This is a genomic window from Micromonospora sp. CA-111912 (assembly GCF_050948415.1).
In the GTDB taxonomy this organism is placed as follows: domain Bacteria; phylum Actinomycetota; class Actinomycetes; order Mycobacteriales; family Micromonosporaceae; genus Micromonospora.
Window position 1 is genome coordinate 5,340,223 of sequence record NZ_CP192007.1, and the last position, 18,541, is coordinate 5,358,763.

16 protein-coding genes are annotated in these 18,541 nt (G+C 71.8%); 4 read left to right on the plus strand and 12 right to left on the minus strand.

Going from position 1 to position 18,541, the window contains the following annotated elements:
- Positions 1-30: 30 nt before the first annotated feature.
- The 4 genes from ACQPZO_RS22000 to ACQPZO_RS22015 all read right to left on the minus strand — a co-directional run bounded on the left by ACQPZO_RS22000 (position 31) and on the right by ACQPZO_RS22015 (position 5,024).
- Positions 31-1,005, minus strand: coding sequence for a threonine aldolase family protein (locus ACQPZO_RS22000; RefSeq protein WP_433351151.1), 975 nt, complete (start codon positions 1,003-1,005; stop codon positions 31-33).
- Positions 1,006-1,192: 187 nt separating this feature from the next.
- On the minus strand, positions 1,193-2,599 hold the full coding sequence (locus ACQPZO_RS22005) for a class II 3-deoxy-7-phosphoheptulonate synthase (protein ID WP_396670971.1): 1,407 nt from the start codon (positions 2,597-2,599) through the stop codon (positions 1,193-1,195).
- A gap of 102 nt (positions 2,600-2,701) precedes the next feature.
- Positions 2,702-3,187 (minus strand): hypothetical protein, encoded by a 486-nt coding sequence (locus ACQPZO_RS22010; RefSeq protein ID WP_433343593.1) that lies wholly within the window; start codon positions 3,185-3,187, stop codon positions 2,702-2,704.
- Positions 3,188-3,395: 208 nt separating this feature from the next.
- Entirely contained in the window at positions 3,396-5,024 is a 1,629-nt protein-coding gene (locus ACQPZO_RS22015; protein WP_433343595.1) for a glycosyl hydrolase family 18 protein, read from the minus strand.
- 148 nt (positions 5,025-5,172) lie between these two features.
- Between ACQPZO_RS22015 and ACQPZO_RS22020 the strand changes: the two genes are divergently transcribed.
- Positions 5,173-5,661, plus strand: a complete 489-nt coding sequence (locus ACQPZO_RS22020; RefSeq protein ID WP_433343596.1) for a glutathione peroxidase — start codon at positions 5,173-5,175, stop codon at positions 5,659-5,661.
- 94 nt (positions 5,662-5,755) lie between these two features.
- On the opposite strand, the gene ACQPZO_RS22025 is transcribed toward ACQPZO_RS22020, so the two are convergent.
- On the minus strand, positions 5,756-6,529 hold the full coding sequence (locus ACQPZO_RS22025; protein WP_433343598.1) for an SGNH/GDSL hydrolase family protein: 774 nt from the start codon (positions 6,527-6,529) through the stop codon (positions 5,756-5,758).
- A gap of 447 nt (positions 6,530-6,976) precedes the next feature.
- Here ACQPZO_RS22025 and ACQPZO_RS22030 point away from each other — a divergent pair, with 447 nt between their 5' ends.
- Positions 6,977-7,810 carry an exonuclease domain-containing protein gene (locus ACQPZO_RS22030; RefSeq protein ID WP_433343599.1) on the plus strand — a complete coding sequence of 278 codons (834 nt, stop codon included), beginning with the start codon at positions 6,977-6,979 and terminating at the stop codon, positions 7,808-7,810.
- Between the two features lie 78 nt (positions 7,811-7,888).
- Here the strand turns inward: ACQPZO_RS22030 and ACQPZO_RS22035 are convergent, their stop codons facing one another.
- Entirely contained in the window at positions 7,889-9,295 is a 1,407-nt protein-coding gene (locus ACQPZO_RS22035; protein ID WP_433343600.1) for an FAD-binding oxidoreductase, read from the minus strand.
- Between the two features lie 245 nt (positions 9,296-9,540).
- On the opposite strand from ACQPZO_RS22035, the gene ACQPZO_RS22040 reads away from it, so the two are divergent.
- Both ACQPZO_RS22040 and ACQPZO_RS22045 read left to right on the plus strand, forming a co-directional pair.
- Positions 9,541-10,782, plus strand: a complete 1,242-nt coding sequence (locus ACQPZO_RS22040; RefSeq protein ID WP_433343602.1) for a helix-turn-helix transcriptional regulator — start codon at positions 9,541-9,543, stop codon at positions 10,780-10,782.
- Positions 10,779-11,312 (plus strand): flavoprotein, encoded by a 534-nt coding sequence (locus ACQPZO_RS22045; protein ID WP_433343604.1) that lies wholly within the window; start codon positions 10,779-10,781, stop codon positions 11,310-11,312. The genes ACQPZO_RS22040 and ACQPZO_RS22045 overlap by 4 nt, the downstream gene beginning before the upstream one ends.
- A gap of 333 nt (positions 11,313-11,645) precedes the next feature.
- On the opposite strand, the gene ACQPZO_RS22050 is transcribed toward ACQPZO_RS22045, so the two are convergent.
- From ACQPZO_RS22050 to ACQPZO_RS22075, 6 genes are all read right to left on the minus strand, one after another.
- On the minus strand, positions 11,646-14,483 hold the full coding sequence (locus ACQPZO_RS22050) for a BTAD domain-containing putative transcriptional regulator (protein ID WP_433343606.1): 2,838 nt from the start codon (positions 14,481-14,483) through the stop codon (positions 11,646-11,648).
- Positions 14,484-14,608: 125 nt separating this feature from the next.
- Positions 14,609-14,959, minus strand: coding sequence for a DUF2203 domain-containing protein (locus ACQPZO_RS22055; RefSeq protein WP_433343607.1), 351 nt, complete (start codon positions 14,957-14,959; stop codon positions 14,609-14,611).
- 99 nt (positions 14,960-15,058) lie between these two features.
- Positions 15,059-15,877, minus strand: a complete 819-nt coding sequence (proC, locus tag ACQPZO_RS22060) for a pyrroline-5-carboxylate reductase (RefSeq protein ID WP_433343609.1) — start codon at positions 15,875-15,877, stop codon at positions 15,059-15,061.
- A 183-nt stretch (positions 15,878-16,060) separates the two neighbouring features.
- On the minus strand, positions 16,061-17,089 hold the full coding sequence (locus tag ACQPZO_RS22065) for a 6-phosphofructokinase (protein WP_350882946.1): 1,029 nt from the start codon (positions 17,087-17,089) through the stop codon (positions 16,061-16,063).
- Positions 17,090-17,254: 165 nt separating this feature from the next.
- Entirely contained in the window at positions 17,255-17,758 is a 504-nt protein-coding gene (locus ACQPZO_RS22070; protein WP_433343610.1) for a pyridoxamine 5'-phosphate oxidase family protein, read from the minus strand.
- Between the two features lie 78 nt (positions 17,759-17,836).
- Positions 17,837-18,334, minus strand: a complete 498-nt coding sequence (locus tag ACQPZO_RS22075) for a polyadenylate-specific 3'-exoribonuclease AS (RefSeq protein WP_350882944.1) — start codon at positions 18,332-18,334, stop codon at positions 17,837-17,839.
- Positions 18,335-18,541 lie beyond the last annotated feature (207 nt).

Sequence of the window (18,541 nt, forward strand, 5' to 3'; positions counted from 1 at the left end):
CACCGGGGCGACCGGGGGGTGGGGGTGGGGTTAGCGGTGCAGGAGGGTCGTCAGGGTCTGGGTGGCGTGGGCGATGGCGGTGTCGTCGACGTCCAGGTGGGTGACCAGGCGGGCGGTGCGCGGGCCGAGGACCGAGATCAGTACGCCCTCGGCGCGGGCGGCGGCGGCCAGGCCCCGCGCGTCCAGCGGAAACTTGGTCAGGTCCAGCGGGACGATGTTCGTCCGCACCGCCGAGGCGAGCACCCCGAACGGCGCGACCGCCTCGGCCAGTCGGACGGCCTTCGCGTGGTCGTCGGCGAGCCGCTGGACGTGGTGCGCGAGGGCGTACCGGCCGGCGGCGGCAAGCACGCCGGCCTGGCGCATCCCGCCGCCCATCCGCTTGCGGACGAACCGGGCCCGCTCGATCTTCTCCGCGCTGCCGATGACGAGCGAGCCGACCGGCGCGCCGAGGCCCTTGGACAGGCAGACCGACATGGTGTCGAACAAGGCCCCGTAGGTGGCCAGCGGCACGTCGTCCGCGACGTGGGCGTGCCAGATCCGGGCGCCGTCGCAGTGCAGGGCCAGCCCGTTGGCGTCGGCCACCCGGCGCAGCTCGCGCAGGGTGGCCAGCGGGATCACCCCGCCGCCGCCGCGGTTGTGGGTCTGCTCCACGGCGATGGCCCGGGTCGGCACCGCGAAGTAGCCGTCCGGCCGGACCATGCCGGCGACCAGTTCGGGGTTGATGTCCGCGCCGTCCGCCGGCCAGGTCCGCGACGAGATCCCGCCGTACGCCGCCGCCGCGCCGATCTCGTACGTGACGATGTGCGCGTCGGCGTCGCAGAGCAGCTCGTCGCCGGGCGGCACCACCAGTTGCAGGGCGATCTGGTTGGCCATCGACCCGGTCGGGGCGAACAGCGCCGCCTCGTGCCCGAACAGGGCGGCGACCTCGGTCTCCAGGGCGTTGACCGTCGGGTCCTCGCCGTAGACGTCGTCGCCGACCTCGGCGTTGGCCATCGCCTCCCGCATCCCGGCGGTGGGCCGGGTCACGGTGTCCGATCGCAGGTCGACAAGAAGATCACCCACATTCACTCCTCGCGTCAGCCACAGTCATTCCTTCGGCCGCCGACTGCGGGGCTCGCAAGCTCACTCCTCGCGTCAGCCACAGTCATTCCTTCGGCCGCCGACTGCGGGGCTCGCAAGCTCACTCCTCGCGTCAGCCACGGAGCATCTCCGCCACCAGGAAAGCCAGCTCCAGCGACTGCTGGGTGTTCAGCCGTGGGTCGCAGGCGGTCTCGTACCGGTCCGGCAGGTCGAGGTCCTCGATGCCCTGGGCACCGCCGAGGCACTCGGTGACGTTCTCACCGGTCAGCTCGACGTGCAGGCCGCCCGGGTGGGTCCCCAGGCCCCGGTGCACCTCGAAGTAGCCGAGAACCTCGTCGACGATCCGGTCGAAGTGCCGGGTCTTGTAGCCGTTGGAGGACTCGTGGGTGTTGCCGTGCATCGGGTCGCACTGCCAGACGACCTTCGCGCCGGCGGCGGTGACCTTCGCCACGATCGGTGGCAGGGCGTCGCGGACCTTGTGGTTGCCCATCCGGCTGATCAGGGTCAGCCGGCCGGGGATGTTGTCCGGGTTGAGCTTCTCGCAGAGCTCGATCGCCTCGTCCGGGGTGGTGGTCGGGCCGAGCTTCACGCCGATCGGGTTGGCGATGCGGGAGATGTAGTCGATGTGCGCGCCGTCGATCTGCCGGGTCCGCTCGCCGATCCAGAGGAAGTGCCCGGACAGGCCGTACCCCCGGTTGCCGGAGACCCGGGTGAGCGCCCGGTCGTACTCCAGCGCGAGGGCCTCGTGGGAGCAGTAGAGGGTGACGGTGCGCAGCGCGTCGTCCTCGGTCATCCCGCAGGCGCTGATGAAGGCGAGCGCCCGGTCGATCTCCCGGGCGATCGCCTCGTAGCGCTCGCCGGCCGGGGAGCTCTTGACGAAGCCCTTGTTCCAGTCGTGCACCGCGTGCAGGTCGGCCAGCCCGCCCGCCAGGTACGCCCGGAGCATGTTCATCGCGGCGGCCGAGTTCGCGTACGCCCGGATCATGCGCTGCGGGTCGGCGACGCGCGCCTCCGGCGTGGCCTCCAGCGAGTTGATCAGGTCGCCGCGGTAGGCGGGCAGCCCTCGGGCGTCGGTCGGCAGCGACCGGGGCTTGGTGTACTGCCCGGCGACCCGGGCGACCTTGATCACCGGCAGTGACGCGCCGTAGGTCAGCACGATCGCCATCTGGAGCAGGGTGCGGGCGTTGGCGAGCAGGTGATGCTCGGTGTTGTCGACGAAGGTCTCCGCGCAGTCGCCGCCCTGGAGCAGGAACGCCTTGCCCTCGCAGACCAGCGCGAGGCGGTTCCGGAGTTGGTCTACCTCGTAGGGCGCGACGACCGACGGCACGGTGTCGAGCACCTTGCAGACCTCGGCGACCGCGGCCGGGTCCGGCCACGGCGGGATCTGTGCCCGGGGCAGGTCCCGCCAGCGGTCCAGGCCGAGGGCTGCGTCCTCGGCGGAGTCGACGGTCGGACGGCTGGTCTGCAGGCCGGGGCTGCCCACGGCGGGATGGCTCAGCTGATGCCACTCATGGCGCATGGGGAAAGCGTACGGCGGCCCCCGGAGGGACCGGGCGTCGAGGGGGACGGTTCCGGAGGTTGGGAGCTCCGGGACGCCGCAGCGCGGCGTGGCGGGAGGATGTCAGGGGGTAACCGTCGGCCCCGGGGTGTGCCCGCCCGGCGCCTCCCCCGCGACGCACCAGTCGGCACCGCTGCGGGTGACGGTGAACAGCAGTGGCCGGGCGGCCTCGCGGGCGCCGACGGTGACGGTGACCGACGTGCTGACCTCCTGCCCGGCCGCGCCGGGGCGGACGTCGGTGATGGCCGCCTCCGTCACGGTGAAGTGGTCGGCGAAGTCGCCGTTCGGGCCGGTTGCGGCGGAGTCGAAGCCACCCTGGGCGGGGGCGCAGAGCTGGCTGCGCCCGGCTGCGGCGTCCTTGGCGATCATCGCGTCGAGGTACGCCTGCACCCGCTCGCGGGCCTTGGTGGCCGCCTCCTCGGCGGGCGCCCGCCCGGGCTGCTCCGCCGCGGCCTTCTCGTCGTCGCCGCCGAGCCCGCAGCCGAACAGGGCGAACGGCAGGAGCGCGAGCGCCGCGACGAGCGCCGACCTGGAGTGAGTCACAGCCATCCGTCCCTCCCCTGGACCCGGCACGGGCAGGTGCCGATGCGCGAGTCTGACACATCGCCCCGGCCCCGCCGAGCATCCGGTGCGCCACGCGGGCGTCACGACGGGGCAGGCGGGGCGGGTGTGGCGAGGGTGCCGGCGACACGAGCGGGCGGGGAGGGACCAGGCACTGGTCCCTCCCCGCCGTGTGGGTGTTGCGTCGGCCCTCAGCTCAGCCGAGGCCGCCCTTGATGGCGCCGATCAGCTCACCGTTGCTCGTGTCGCCGGAGAGCTCCCAGAAGAATGCGCCACCGAGGCCCTGGTTCTTCGCGTACGTCATCTTGCCGCCGATGGTCGACGGGGTGTCATAGCTCCACCAGTTGCTGCCGCATTTGGCGTATGCGGTGCCGGCGATGGTGCCGGTGGCCGGGCAGGTGTTCTTGAGGACCTTGTAGTCCTCGAAGCCGGCCTCGTAGGTGCCCTGGGCCGCGCCGGTGGCGGTGCCACCCGGGGTGGCCTGGGTGACCCCGGTCCAGCCCCGGCCGTAGAAGCCGATGCCGAGCAGCAGCTTGTCGGACGGGATGCCCTTGCTCTTGAGCTTCTGGATCGCCGCGTCGCTCCAGAAGCCCTGCTGCGGGATGCCCGGGTACGAGGTGAGCGGCGAGTGCGGGGCGGTGGGACCCTGCGCAGCCCAGGCACCGAAGAAGTCGTACGTCATCGGCATGATCCAGTTGAGGTTCGGCACCGCGCCGGCGTAGTCGGCGGCGTCGATCTTGCCGCCGGTGCTGCCGTCCGCGGTGATGGCCGCGGTGACCAGCGCCGAGGAGCCGAACCTGGTCCGCAGCGCGCCGACCACGTTCTTGAAGGCGTTGGGGCCGCTGGTGTCACAGGTGAGGCCGCAGGCGTTCGGGTACTCCCAGTCGACGTCGATGCCGTCGAAGACGTCCGCCCAGCGCGGGTCCTCGACCATGTTGTAGCAGCTCTCGGCGAACGCGGCCGGGTTCTGCGCGGCCTGGGTGAAGCCGCTCGACCAGGTCCAGCCGCCCACGGAGTAGATGACCTTGAGGTGCGGGTACATCTTCTTCAGCTTGCGGAGCTGGTTGAAGCTGCCGCGCAGCGGCTGGTCCCAGGTGTCGGCGACGCCGTCGACGCTGTCCGCGGCCGTGTACGCCTTGTCGTAGTCGGCGTAGCTGTCGCCGATGCTGCAGCGACCGCCGGCGGTGTTGCCGAAGGCGTACAGGATGTGGGTCAGCTTCGCGGCGGACCCGCTGGTGTGGATGTTCTTGACGTGGTAGTTACGGCCGTAGACGCCCCACTCGGCGAAGTACCCGACGACCTTCTTGCCGCCCGGCGGGGGCGTGGTCGGCGGCGGGGTGGTCGGCGGCGGGGTCGTGGGGGGCGGGGTGGCCGTCGGGGTCGTCGTCGGGGTCGTCGTCGGCGGCGGGGTGGTCGGGATGGTGCCCCCGCCGCACGGAGCGCCGTTGATGGTGCAGTTCAGCGGCGCCTTGTACGCCCCGGCACCGTTGTAGCCCCAGCTTGCGCTCGCCCCGGGGGCGAGCGGGCCGGCCCAGCTCTTCTTCACTGCCACGTAGTGGTTGCCGCTGCTGGTGACGTCGGCGTCCCAGGAGCTGCTGATGCTGGTGCCGGCAGGCAGGTCGAACTCGATGCGCCAGGTGCTGATGCTGGCGGCGGAGTCGTTGGCGACGGTCACCCGGCCTTCGTGACCGGTCCCCCAGTCCTGCACCTTGGCGAACGTGGCGGTCACACTTCCGGCGCCGAACGCCGAAGTCATCGGGACCGCTGCGGCGGTCACTGCGACCACGGCGCCGGCCCAGAGGGCCCGGCGGAACGATCTCTTCATGTGACGTCTCCCCAAACAGTTAGGAAACTTTCCTAAAGGATGGTGAGACGCTACTCACGGCGTCATCACTTCGTCAAGATGTACATGTGTCGATCTACGAGAAACCGGGTTCCGTCCGGCCGTCGCGGCCGGTCGGTAGCCTCGGCGGATGACCGTTTTCGACACTCAGATCGACGCGCTGACCGGCGGCCCGGCGGACCTCGACCACCACCGGGGCCGGGCCCTGCTGGTGGTGAACGTGGCGTCCCGCTGCGGCCTCACCCCGCAGTACGCCGGCCTCCAAGCCCTGCACGAGACCTACGCCGACCGGGGCCTGGTGGTGCTCGGCGTGCCGTGCAACCAGTTCGCCGGCCAGGAGCCGGGCACCGCCGCCGAGATCGGCGAGTTCTGCCAGGTCAACTACGGGGTGACCTTTCCGCTCACGGAGAAGGTGGACGTCAACGGCCCGGCCCGGCACCCGCTGTACGCGGAGCTGGTGACCACGCCGGACGCCGACGGGCACGTCGGCGACGTGCGGTGGAACTTCGAGAAGTTCCTGGTGGCGCCGGACGGCACGGTGGCCGCCCGGTTCGCCCCGACCGTCGCGCCGGACTCCCCGGAGCTGCGCGCGGCGATCGAGAAGATCCTGCCGGCGTAGCCCGCCGCCCCCCGCCCCGAATTGATCGAGGCCGCGCGCCCACCCGTCGGGGTGGGGGCGCGGCCTCGGAGGTCACCGGCCGGGGCCGGCCCGGTCAGCCCGCGGCGGAGCGGAAGACCGGGTAGTAGCCGCCGGCCTGGCCGGCCGCCGTCGGGTGGTACGAGACGCCGATGTTCAGGAAGTTCAGGGCGTGCATCCACTTGTCGCCGTAGCTGCACAGCTGGTGGCCGACGAAGGCCGACCGCACGTCGGCGAACTTGAACCCGGCCGAGGTGGCGGCGGTGCGGATGATGTCGTCGACCAGGTTGATGCCCGCGTTGAGCCTCGTCCGGGAGGTCGTGGTGAGCCCGACGCAGGGCGTGCCGAGCTGGTAGAAGACCGGGTAGCCGACGACCACCACCCGGGCCGCGGGCGCCTTGGCCTTGATTCCGTTGTAGACGTTCGCCAGCTTGCCGGGCAGCTCCGTGCGCGCCTTGGTCTCGGCGGCGGCCACGGCGGCCACGCACTGGCTCTCGCCCTGGAGCACGCAGGTGGACATGATGGTGGAGAAGCCGACGTCGTTGCCGCCGATGGTGACGCTGACCAGCGTGGTGCTCGACGACAGCGCCGAGATCTGCTTGTTGATCACGTCCGACGTGATCGCCCCGGAACAGGCCACCGACTTGTACGAGGCCGGCTTGATCTTGGTGTTGTACAGCGCGGAGTACGCGTTTGTGCTGCGCTTACAGGCACCGCTCTCGGCCGTGTAGTTGTCGGCACCGACGCCGGAGGCGTACGAGTCGCCGAGGGCGACGTAGTGGTCGCTGGCGGACGCCTGGGCGGGAACGGCCAGCGTGAGCGTGGCGCCGAGGGACGCCGCAACACTCACGGCGAGGGTAATGAAGCGGGATCTCCGCACGTAGCACTCCTGGGGGTGGGAAGTCGTGGTAAGAGATAGGTATCACTGGATGCGGGTTCGATGGAAGATCACCGATTGCCTACAGGGGTGGATAGGGGTGGTTCGGTCCGCAACCGTCCAGAGTGCCGGAAGGCGATAGCCCACCGGATCGGTCGGGCGTGCGCCCCCGCCGAGCTGAACGACGAGCCCACCACCACCAGCGAACCGCTCCAGCGCATCTGCCGAAGTCAGGGGTGGCCAAGGGCTTCAACAGCGTCTACTCCGAACATCTGCTCGCCCGAACGACGCCGCCGATCCGACCATCCGAACGGAGCGGCCCTCGGGCCGATCGTCGGCGAGCCCGATCAGACGCCCGCCCGGCACGTACTCGAAGATCATCTCCAGGCTCACAAGCAACTCCCACAGGAGATCTCCGAGATGATCAACAAGTACGCTGGGCGCTGCGGCACGTGCAGCGCCCAGGTGCAGGCAGGTGCCGGTCAGGCCGTCAACGTCGACGGTCGTTGGAACCCGTACCACCACGGATGCGTCCCGGTCCGGATCGCGCCGCCGGTCGGCCGGCACACCGGGTGGCACGACCTGCCGGTGGTGGGCTTCGACCTCGAGGGCACGCTGCCCGAGCCGACGGAGACCCGGATCATCTCTGCTGCGCTGGTCCACTCGGACGGAACGACGCAGGAGTGGCTCATCGACCCGGGTGTGTCGATCCCCGCCGACGCGACGGCCCGGCACGGCATCACCGACGAGATGGTCCGCAGCGGCGGCCAGCCCGCCCGGGAGGCGCTGGTAGACCTGGGAACGGCGGTCGCCAAGCTGATCGCCGACGAAATCCCGCTGGTGGCCTTCTGCGCCCCGTACGACGTCACGGCCCTGCACACGGAACTGGCCCGGCACGGCCTGCCCGCCATCGACTGGGACCGGGCCGTCGTCATCGACCCGTCGGTGCTGCACAAAGAGGTCGAGCCCCGCTGGTACGGCAGCAAGCAGTTGGGCGACCTGTGCCGGTACTACGAGGTCACGCTGGAGACCGCCCACGAGGCGGCCAGCGACGCGCGGGCGGCGGCCGACATGGCCCGGTCGATCGCGGCCCGACACGAGCGCATTGCCCGGATGCGGCCGGACCTGCTGCACCAGGCACAGATCGGCTGGTACGCCGAGCAGTCCCGGGACCTCCAGAGCTACTTCGACCGGCAGGGCCGGAACGAGACGGTCAGCACGCAGTGGCCCCTGGAGACGAAGCCGCGCGACTGACGGCGGACCGGCCGCGGGCAGCCGTCAACGGGTGAAGGTCTCGGGCAGCCGTCAACGGGTGAAGGTCTCGGGCAGCCGTCAACGGGTGAAGGTCTCGGGCAGCCGGCTGCGCGCGGCGGGAACCCCCGCCGCGCGCAGCCGCAGCCGCGCGCCGGCCAGCATGGCCGGCGGCCCGCAGACATACACCTCCTGCCCGGACTCGTGGCGATCGAGGGCCACGGTGAGGGCGTCGCCCCGCTCGGCCGGCTCGGCGAAGACGTCGTGCGAGAACGCCGGCACGATGGTCAGCCAGCCGTGGGCGCACTGGAGCTTGTCCAGGATGATCGCGTCGTACAGGTCGGCGAAGGTGCGGGCACCCACGACGAGGGTGACCCGGCGGCCGTCCGGGGCGGCGGCGACCTGCTCGACGATGGCGCGCAGCGGCGCGAGGCCGGTGCCCCCGGCGACCAGGAGCAGGTCCCGGCGGGGTCGCGGGTGGGGGGTCAGCCCGACCTCGGCGGGCGGGCCGAGCCAGAGCGGCTCGCCGGGGCGTACCTCGTGGACGAGGCTGCGGGAGACGGCGCCCGCGGCGACCGCGCGGACGTGCAGCTCGAGGGTTCCGTCGGGGCGCGGTGCGTTGGCCGGGCAGTACCAGCGCCACACGCCGGGCCGGCGGGGCGTGCAGACCGGGACGGCCTGGCCGGGCCGGTGCGGCAGGCGCTCCCCCGGTTGTACGGTCAGGATCGCGACGTTGTCGCCCGCCCGGTCGTGGTTGACGACCCGGGCCGACCACCACGCCGGCCCGGTCCCGCCCGGCGGCAGTTCGCGCAGCGCCTCGCGGCAGCGAAACAGCCAGTCGGCGGTCAGCTCCGGCGTCCGCCGCTCCTTCCGAGGCGACACGGCGAGAAGGGCGTCGGCGATCGACTCGGCGTGCTCGGGGCGCAGGCCGTACCGCCGCCGGGCCCGTCCCAGCACCGTCAGCAGGGCCGCCCGCCCCGCCGGGTCGTCGCCGCCGTCGACCAGCCGGGCGAGACTCGCGAACAGCAGCGGCCCGTCCCGCCCCTGCGGGCCACCGCCCGTCGCCGCCCGGAAGTGGCGGGCCGCCACGTCCGCGTACCGGAAGGTCGCCGCCCACGACGCGGCCTGGCCTGTGGCCGGGGGCCCTGCCTCGTCGGCGAACGCCCGGCCCGCCGCCTCGACCGCCGCCGCCGGCAGGTCGCGCGCCAGCAGCACCCCGGTCAGGTAGTCGACCACCCGCCGGTGCTGCGCCTCGGTGAGCCCGAGGCCGCGCCACGCGCCCGCTGCCGGGCGGGCGATGCCGCCGGCCGGGCCGCCGAGCGCCGTCGTGAGGGTCAGCGCCAGGTGCCCGGCGAGCCGGGTCCGATCGACCCCGACGAGGTACGGCGACAGGTCGGCGTCCGCAGCCACCAGCCGCAGCCACCGCGTCACCGCGTCGCGCACCCCTGCCGGCCCGAGCCGGCCGAACGACCCCATCCGGTACGTCACCGCTGGCCACCGTTGGTTGAGAAGTGGAGCGGCACCGGGGCGGGCGGGGACGGTGGAAGCGCTCGGGGTGACGCTCCCACCGGAGCCCGGCACCCGCCCCGGGCCATGCCCCCACCCTCGCCGGCCCCGTGACCAGGGGCTACAGCGTCAAAGGAGCTGAAATGTCGCACAACTGAGGCATCTGAGTATCTGCCGAACGTACGCAGCGTCACTAGAGTGGTCCCGAGTACGAAGGGACGGTGCCCGTGGCACTCAAGCGACACCGGCTGTGCCAGCGCCGCAAGACACTCGGCTTCAGTCAGGAACGGCTCGCCGAAACACTCGGCGTCGACCGTTCCACCGTCGTCAGGTGGGAGAACGCGGAGACCGACCCTCAACCTTGGCACCGCACCCGCATCGCGGCTGTCCTCCGGGTCACGCCCGACCAGTTCGACGGCATGCTGGGCGATGTATCGATCGTACGGAGGCGAGGGCAGGCCATGGGAGATAACGCGAAGGCAGCCCCGGCTCGCACAGAGCTACTAAGCCCCTTGCGGGCCTTCCTCACTACCAGCTACCTGCCGCCAGCAATTCGGCTCGAACCTCGCACTGTGGATGTCCGGCGTAGCGTCGGACAACTCCATCGCTTGTACCAGCAGGCTAGCTATGACAACGTGGCCCGCCAGGTTCCAGACGTCCTCAGCCAAGCGACCGTTCTGGCGGGCAACAGCTCGGGCCCACAGCGGAGCACAGCCATCAAACTGCTGGCTGCCGCATACCTGGCCGCATCGAAGCTGGCCGTCAAGGCCGGAGACGGAGAGATCGCCCTCGTCACCGCTGACCGAGCCGCCACCGCCGCACATCTCGTCGAGGACAAGGCCCTCGCCGGAGTGGCTGCCTACCAGGCATCCTGCGCCTACCTGCGCCTGCCTGGTCACATGCACGAGGCGGAACAGACGGCGCTGGCGAGCATCGAGCAGTTGTCAGTACGCCAACGGATCGATGACCCGGACCTGCTCTCCGTTCGCGGCGCACTGACACTGCTGAGTGCCGTCGTCGCAGCACGGCTCGGCCGTTCAGACAACGCGGATTCACGCCTCGCAGACGCCGAGCGGTTGGCCGCGAATCTGAGAGCGGACGGGAACCGGATGTGGACCGCATTCGGCCCGACCAACGTGGTCATTCACCGCGTTTCGGTGGCAGTCGATGCCGGCCAGTACGACCGAGCATTTGAGGTCAGCAAGCCCCTTGACACCTCAAAGCTTCCGGCGGGCCTGGTCAGCCGACGAGCTCAGGTTCACCTCGACCTCGCGGTAGCCAGCGCAGCGAACAACGAGGGACCGTCCCTGGCCGTGCTCCATTTCTTGGAGGCCGAGCGGATTGCGCCGGAGACAATCAGCGCCAACATTCATGCCCGCACGCTTGTGGCGAACCTGCTGTCGAAGGAGCGCCGATCAGCAACGCCCGGGCTTCGGCCGTTGGCTACGCGAGCTGGGCTGACTTCATGACCGACCATCCGGTCCTGTACCTGGTGGTGTGCGCCGCTCCCCCCGCGCAGCGAATCGGCGAGTTGGTCGAGCTGCTCATATGCGACGGCTGGACGGTGTGCGTGATCGCTACGCCGACGGCCGCCACCTGGATCGACAGGGAGGCCCTGGCCGAGCGGACCGGTCACCCCGTCCGCTGGACGCCCCGGACGCCCGGAGAGCCCGCCGTGCACCCCGAGGCCGACGCCGTCCTGGTGGCACCCGCGACCTTCAACACGGTCAACAAGTGGGCACTCGGCATCAACGACAACGTCGCCCTCGGCATTCTCAACGAGCTACTCATGTCGGGCCTGCCGATCCTCGCCTCCCCGTACGCCAAGCAGAGCATGACGGTGCACCCCTCGTACGCCGGACACGTCCGGCTGCTCGCCGCAGCCGGCGTGGAGTTCACGGAGACGGAGGCCCTACGGCCGAGGACGACCGCCGACGACCACCCGTGGCACATGGTGAACGAACGGCTGAGGCGTCATCTTCCGGCCGCCGACACGTAGACGCTGTCAGTCGGCTGCCAGGCAGGCGCCGGCGCAACGTCGGGCCGGTGGCGGGGGCGAATCCCAACGAGCGGTGGAGCGCTCACCGTCCGCCGTCGCCCGCTGGCCTGCGAGACAGGCGGTGACCAGGGGTCGACGAAGCAGCTCGTCGCCCCCTGGTCACCGTGTCCGGCTGTGCCGGCTCGGCCGCCTGGCGATGGTGTTCCGGGTGCCCCCGTCCGCCAGCGGACAGCCGGCCGGCCTCTAACGGTCGGGCGCGTTCGCGCCTTCTCCGTACTCTGGCGGCCGGGGCTGGAACGGGCCTGACGCGACGCTGAAACGGCTACGGCGCGGTCAACGAACCGGGCTCGGCGAAGCCGGGCCGAGCAGTTGCGGCGGTCCTGGGAACCGGCGGAGCTTCACGCGAACCCGTTCGGCGTCGGAGTGACCGAGCGCGTCGAGGATGTCCAGGGCCCGTTGCCAGGACCGGCGGGCGGCGTCCAGGTCGCCTTCCGCCTGGCGGCTGTCCCCGGCATGGCTGAGCGTGTCGGCCTCGTAGTAGCGGTCGCCGACATCGCGGAACAGCTCGACCGCCCGCCGGTAACAGGCGGTGGCCTCCTGGTACTCGCCGAGGTGGTGGTGGGCGTAGCCGAGGCTGTCCCAGGTGTTGGCCTCGCCGAAGCGGTCGCCGACCTCGCGGAGCAGGCGCAACGCCCGCTGGCAGTAGCGCAGGGCCGGCCCGTGGTCGCGCAGTTGGGCATACTGCCAGCCGACCGTGTTGAGGGCCCTGGCCTGCATCGGACGGTCGCCGACCGATTCGAATAGTTCGAGCGCGCGCAGCGCGTGGACGAGTCCCCTCCGGTGCTGCCCCTGCCGGGAGTACAGCCAGGCGATGCTGCGGTCGGCGTGCGCCTGACCGGCCGGGTCGTCGAGCTGGCCCGACAGGCTGGCTGCCGACCGGAAGTGGGCATGGGCGTCGGCGAACCGGCCCAACTGGGCCCGGGCGCGGCCGAGGCCGCAGTGGACCCTCGCGGCGGCTCGGAGGTCCACCAACCGTTGGGCGGCAGCCAGCGCGGTCTCGTGGGTCACCACCCAGTCGTGCCAGTGTCCCTTGCGGTCCAGGAAGTCGGACAGGGTCCAGGCCAGCCGCCAGGCGTGTCCGTGCATGTCGTCCTCGGCCGCCCGGGCCACGGCGTTGAGCAGCACCGGATGCTCGGCGTCGAACCAGGCCATCGCCTGCTCGGCGTCCGCCGGCGACACCGTCGTGACACCGGGCAGGGCGGGTTCCAGGTCGATCAGCTCACGGAACGGCTGCAACAGCCGGGCACCGGCGTACGCGACGTGCAGGTAGTGGTCGAGCAGCCGGCGCACCGCCGCCCGCCGGTCGGCCTCGCTGTCGAGATCGTGGGTCAGCTCGGTGGCATAGGTCCGCAACAGGTCGTGGAAGAGGTACCGCCCCGGCGCGTGCTCGATGAGTAGGTGGGTCCGGGCCAGCGCGGCCAGCAGGACCCGCGCCTGGCGCGGCGCGATGCCGGTGAGGCTGGCGGCGGCGGGCACGGCGATGTCCGGGCCGGGATGCAGACCCAGCAGCCGGAACAACCGGCCGGCATCCTGGCCCAGGGCGCGGTAGGACCAGGAGAAGACCACCCGTACGTTGGTGGTCGGGTCCCCGCCGTCGAAGGCGTCGAGGGCGTCCGCCGCGTCCCGCAGCTCCTCGGCGAGCACGGCCAGCGGAAAGCCGGGGCGCGTCGCGGCCCGGGAGGTGGTGATGGCCAGCGCGAGGGGCAGCCGTGCGCAACTCGTGATGATCCGGCGCACCGCGTCCGGTTCCCCGGCCACCCGGTCGGCGCCCAGCCGGCGGGCCAGCAGGTCCTGGGCCTCCTCGGTCGGCAGCACGTCCAGAGCGATCGGGTGGGCGCCCTCGATGGCGACCAGCGGGGCGAGCTGGTTGCGGCTGGTCACCACGGCGAGACAGCCGGCCGAGCCGGGCAGCAGCGGGCGGACCTGCTCCGCGTCGCGGGCATTGTCCAGCAGCACGAGGACCCGCTTGCCGGTCAGCAGGCTGCGGTAGAGACCGGCCTGCGCCGGCAGGTCCGCCGGGATGCGCTCCACCGGAACTCCGAGCGCGGCCAGGAACCCCCGCGCCGCCTCGGTGGGGTCCAGCACCGAACCGCCGGCGTCGAATCCGCGCAGGTTCACGTACAGCTGACCGTCCGGGAAACGGTCGGCGACCTGGTGGGCCCAGTGCAGGGCCAGCGCCGTCTTGCCCACCCCCGCGGTTCCCGACACGGCCGAGATGACCACCGCCGTCGGACCGTTCTCGTCCGTCCCGGCGAGCAGCTCGTCGAGCCGGCGGAGTTCGGCGGTACGGCCGGCGAAGGCACACACCGCGGGCGGTAGGTGTGCGGGGATCGACGGGCGCCTCGCACCGGCGGCCACCTCGATCGGCTGCGGGGCAGGGTCGAGGGCCGGGTCCTGGGTCAGGATGGCGCCTTCCAACTCACGCAGGGCCGGGCTCGGCTCGATCCCCAGCTCCTCGTGGAGCGTGCGACGCAGCCGCCGGTACGTCGCCAGCGCGTCGGACTGCCGGCCGGTGCGGTAGAGCGCCAGCATGAGCTGTCGGTAGATGTGCTCGTCGAGCGGGTGTTCCTGGCTGAGCTGGTCCAGCTCCGGAACGAGCTGCGCATGCTCGCCGAGGGCCAACCGGGCATCCGCGAGGGCCCGCACCGCCACCAGCCGGACGTGTTCCAGGCGCTCGGCCTGCTCGTCCAGCCAGCCGAGGCCGGCGACGTCCACCAGCGCCCGACCGCGCCACAGACCGAGCGCGGTCCGCAGGCACGAGCGTCCGTACGCCTGATCGGTGGTGCGCGTACCGTCGCGGATGAGGCGCTCGGCGGCCTCGACATCGGTGGCCTCACCCGGCACGTCCAGCTCGTAGCCGGGCGGTCGCGACACGATCACGTTCCGCACGCCGATCGTCCGGCGCAGGTAGGACACGTGGCTCTGCAAGGTGTTCCGCGCGGTCGCGGGTGCCCGGTCGCCCCAGATCACATCGACGAGACGGCCGGTGCTGACGATCTCGCCCGAGTGCAGGGCAAGCACGGCGAGCACGGCCTTGCGCCGCAGGCCGGAAACCGTTCGCGGAGTGTCGTCCACCATCACGTCGACCGGTCCGAGAAGCCTGACCTGCATTGACCCGCCCCCGCTTCGAGCAAAGACCTGCCCAGGCTAACGGCGGGGCAGCCGGCTCCGGGCGGCTCAGTCGGACACCGGACCGTGGCGGGGCGGACGGTCGTCGCGGGCGCGATGCCCTGCGCTCACACCGGGCGGCGGCCGGCGAAGCCGCACTCGACGCGGTGGTACCAGCGCACGTCGGAGTCGCCCTCCAGCCAGCACCACAGCACCGGGCGGCCGGCCCGCTCGCCGGGGAAGTCCAGCAGTACCGGGGCGATGCCCTTGACCTGGATGCCGTGCTCGTGCAGCTCGTCCACGATCCCGTGCAGCCGGGCCTCCAGGCCCTTGACCTCGGCCAGACCGCCGAGCGGGCTCAGCCCACCGTCGGCGAGGTCGACGCGCAGCTCGGCCAGGTCGGCCCGGAGCCGGATCAGCTCGTCGACGCGTGGGTGCAGGGTGGCCGCCAGGTGCCGCGCCTGGGCGAGTGTGAACACCGCGACAGTATGGGGCATTCCTGTGGACGACATGTCCCGCCGGCCCGTCCAAAAGGCGGCGGCCGGCGCTGCGGCGGAACGGTGACCGGTGCCGGGCCGCTACTCGGACTGGGCGGCCAGTTCCCGGGCGCGGTCCCGGGCCGCCTCCAGCGCGGCGAGCATGGCCGCCCGGACGCCGTGGTTCTCCAGCTCCCGGATGGCGGAGATAGTGGTGCCGGCGGGCGAGGTGACCGCCTCGCGCAGCTTCACCGGGTGCTCGCCGGAGTCGCGCAGCATCACCGCCGAGCCGATCGCGGTCTGCACGATCAACTCGTGGGCGACCTGTCGGGGCAGGCCGAGCAGGATGCCAGCGTCGATCATCGCCTCGACCAGCAGGTAGAAGTACGCCGGCCCGGAGCCGGACAGGGCGGTCACGGCGTCCTGCTGGGACTCGGGGACCCGGACGGTCGACCCGAGTGGCTTGAACATCTCCTCGGCCAGGGCCAGGTGCTCGCCGGTGGCGTGCGCGCCGGCCGAGATCGCGCTCATCGCCTCGTCGACCAGGGCGGGGGTGTTGGTCATGACCCGGACCACCGGGGTGCCCTCGGGCAGCCGCCGGTTGAAGAAGGTGGTGGGCAGGCCGGCGCAGAGCGAGATGACCAGCTTGTCGGCCGGCACCTTCGGCCCGATCTCGTCGAGCAGGGCGGAGGCGTCCTGCGGCTTCACGGAGACGGCCAGCACCGCCGCCTCGTCCACCGCGGTCAGGTTGTCGACCACCCGGACGCCGTAGCGGGCGGTCAGCTCCTCGGCCCGGCTCGGCCGCCGGGCGGTGGCGAGCAGCCGTTCCACCGGCCACCCGGACCGCAGCAGACCGGAGAGCATCAGCTCGCCGATCTTGCCGGCCCCGATCACCGCCACGGTGTGTTTCCCCGCCGCCATGGCCGTACCCCCTCAGTCGCCCGCCTCGCGTCGCTCCAGTGTGTCGTCGCCCCGCCGGACGCCCGACCCGGAGGCGGCGGCCCGCGCGACGGCCGCCGCGGCCGCCCTGGACCGGCCGCGGCGCAAGCCCGGCGGCGCGTGCGGCGCCCCCCGCCAGGGGGTGCCGCACGCGCCGCGTGGGCGTCAGCTGCCGAAGAAGACCTCGGCCTCTTCGTACCGCTCCAGCGGCACGGTCTTCAGCTCGCGGGTGGCCTCGGCCAGCGGCACCCGGACGATGTCCGTGCTCTGCATCGCGACCATCTTGCCCCAGTCGCCCTCGTGCACCGCGTCGATCGCCTGGAGGCCGAGCCGGGTGGCGAGCACCCGGTCGAACGCGGTCGGGGTGCCACCGCGCTGGATGTGGCCCAGCACGACGGTCCGCGCCTCCTTGCCGGTCTTGGCCTCCAGCTGCTCGGCGAGCCACTGGCCGATGCCGCCGAGGCGGACGTGGCCGAACGAGTCGAGCTCCTGGTTGTGCAGCACCATCTGGCCGTCCAGCGGCTGGGCGCCCTCGGCGACCACGACGATCGGGGCGTACTGGTGCTGGAAGCGCTTCTCGACGTACCCGGCGACCTGCTCGACGTCGAACTGCCGCTCGGGCAGCAGGATGACGTTGGCACCGCCGGCCAGGCCGGCGTGCAGGGCGATCCAGCCGGCGTGCCGGCCCATCACCTCGACGACCAGGGTGCGGTGGTGACTCTCCGCAGTGGTGTGCAGCCGGTCGATCGCCTCCATGGCGATGTTGACAGCGGTGTCGAAGCCGAAGGTGTAGTCGGTGGCACCGAGGTCGTTGTCGATCGTCTTCGGCACGCCGACCACGTTGACGCCCAGCTCGTACAGCTTGGTGGCGACACCGAGGGTGTCCTCGCCGCCGATCGCGATCAGCGCGTCCACGCCCTGCGCGGCAAGGTTGTCCTTGATCCGCTCGACCCCGTTCTCGATCTTGAACGGGTTGGTGCGGGACGAGCCGAGGATGGTGCCGCCGCGCGGCAGGATGCCCCGCACCTCGGCGATGCCCAGGGGCTTGGACAGGCCCTCAAGCGGACCCTTCCAGCCGTCCTGGAAGCCCACGAACTCGTGACCGTAGTTTGCGACGCCCTTGCGGACCACCGCCCGGATTACCGCGTTGAGACCCGGGCAGTCGCCGCCGCCGGTGAGCACGCCAATACGCATGATCTGCTCATCCTCCTGGAGCATCAGGTGAAGCCCGATTTGCCCCAGGATATGTGTCGGATCAGACCATCGGCGCCATTGCCGGCCCGGGGCGGGCCGTCAGTGCGAACTGTAGCCGTCGTAGCTGCGCGTCGACCGCGCGCCCCGGGCAGGCCCGCCCACCGCTCAGAAGATCACCTCCCGGTTCTCCCCCGCCCTCGGCTGCTTCCCGGTGACCGCCGACCTGGCGAAGCCGAGCAGGTTGACCACGGTGCCGCTCGGCGAGCCCCAGTACTCCGCGGAGCTGACGTGCACCTTGATCAGCGTCAGCCCGGGGGTGTCCGGGCCGTCCGGGAACCAGGTCTTCAACAACGGGTTCCACAACTGCTCGGCGCGGGCCCGGTCGCACCCCTCCTGCGCGGTGCCGGACAGCGACACCCAGGCGTTGTTCCGCTGGTCGGAGAAGCTGACGTTGACCTCCGGGTTCACCCGGAGCTGGCGGACCTTCGCCGAGTCGGCATGGGCGAAGAACCACAGGTCGCCGTCGAACTTCGCCGCCTGGAGCCCCATCGGCCGGCTGACCAGCCGCCCGTCCAGGCCGATGGTGGTCAGCATGCAGATCCGCGCCTCGCGAATCAGCTCGGTGACCCGGTGCCGGGCGTCGGCGGCACTTGTCGGCTCACTGCTCATGGCGATACCCCCTCGATCGACCGGATGTCGACGCGGTGCCCGGGACGGACCCGACCAAACCTGAAGGAGCCGACGAGGTCAGCGGGCGGTCATCGCGCGCCAGCGGGCGAGGTTGTGCCGGGCGTCGACCAGCGCGTCGTGCCGGGCGGCGTCGGCGTTCGGCAGCGGCGGGCGCCCCCGGTCGTCCCAGAGTTGCCGCAGGTCCTTGGTGAACCGGGGGATCTCCCGGGGCAGCGCCGGCATCGCACCCCAGAGCTGGGCCAGCACCACGTGGTCGTACGCGGCGTACCAGGCCCACAGCTCCAGCTGCTCGCCCGGCCGGTCCCGGACCGGCTCGACCAGGAACTCGTGGAGGTCGTCGCGGATCCGCTCCCGTGACCGCCAGGCCCGGTCGGCCGGCGAGGGGAGCTTGTCCAGCACGTTGCGGCGCACCCAGGGCACGGCCCGAGAGTCATCGAACTCGGTGGAGACGGCGTAGAACTCGCGCCCGTTCTCGTCGACGACGCCGATCGACACCAGGTCGACGGTGCGCCCGTCCTCGATGAACTCGCAGTCGTAGAAATAGCGGTAGACCATCGTGCCCATCCTGGCCCACCCGCGTCACCCGCCGTCGGCCGGGGCCCGCCCCGCCGCCCTTCGTCGCAGCTCGGGAGTGTCACGGAAGTGTTTCCAGGGGTGTACAGCAAGCGACTGGACCGTCATGATCTGATGTGTACCGCTACCGGACGCCGAACCGGTTCAGAACCTCGTACCGGGGGCTGTCAGGTTCACCCGGCTGCGAGT

Bases quoted from the DNA above. Each gene is read 5' to 3' on its own strand.
- ACQPZO_RS22000 (WP_433351151.1), bottom strand. From the start codon at position 1,005: ATGCGGGAGGCGATGGCCAACGCCGAGGTCGGCGACGACGTCTACGGC.
- ACQPZO_RS22065 (WP_350882946.1), bottom strand. From the start codon at position 17,089: ATGCGTATTGGCGTGCTCACCGGCGGCGGCGACTGCCCGGGTCTCAAC.
- ACQPZO_RS22070 (WP_433343610.1), bottom strand. From the start codon at position 17,758: ATGAGCAGTGAGCCGACAAGTGCCGCCGACGCCCGGCACCGGGTCACC.
- ACQPZO_RS22050 (WP_433343606.1), bottom strand. From the start codon at position 14,483: ATGCAGGTCAGGCTTCTCGGACCGGTCGACGTGATGGTGGACGACACT.
- ACQPZO_RS22010 (WP_433343593.1), bottom strand. From the start codon at position 3,187: ATGGCTGTGACTCACTCCAGGTCGGCGCTCGTCGCGGCGCTCGCGCTC.
- ACQPZO_RS22020 (WP_433343596.1), top strand. From the start codon at position 5,173: ATGACCGTTTTCGACACTCAGATCGACGCGCTGACCGGCGGCCCGGCG.
- ACQPZO_RS22015 (WP_433343595.1), bottom strand. From the start codon at position 5,024: ATGAAGAGATCGTTCCGCCGGGCCCTCTGGGCCGGCGCCGTGGTCGCA.
- ACQPZO_RS22075 (WP_350882944.1), bottom strand. From the start codon at position 18,334: ATGGTCTACCGCTATTTCTACGACTGCGAGTTCATCGAGGACGGGCGC.
- ACQPZO_RS22030 (WP_433343599.1), top strand. From the start codon at position 6,977: ATGATCAACAAGTACGCTGGGCGCTGCGGCACGTGCAGCGCCCAGGTG.
- ACQPZO_RS22005 (WP_396670971.1), bottom strand. From the start codon at position 2,599: ATGCGCCATGAGTGGCATCAGCTGAGCCATCCCGCCGTGGGCAGCCCC.
- ACQPZO_RS22045 (WP_433343604.1), top strand. From the start codon at position 10,779: ATGACCGACCATCCGGTCCTGTACCTGGTGGTGTGCGCCGCTCCCCCC.
- proC (WP_433343609.1), bottom strand. From the start codon at position 15,877: ATGGCGGCGGGGAAACACACCGTGGCGGTGATCGGGGCCGGCAAGATC.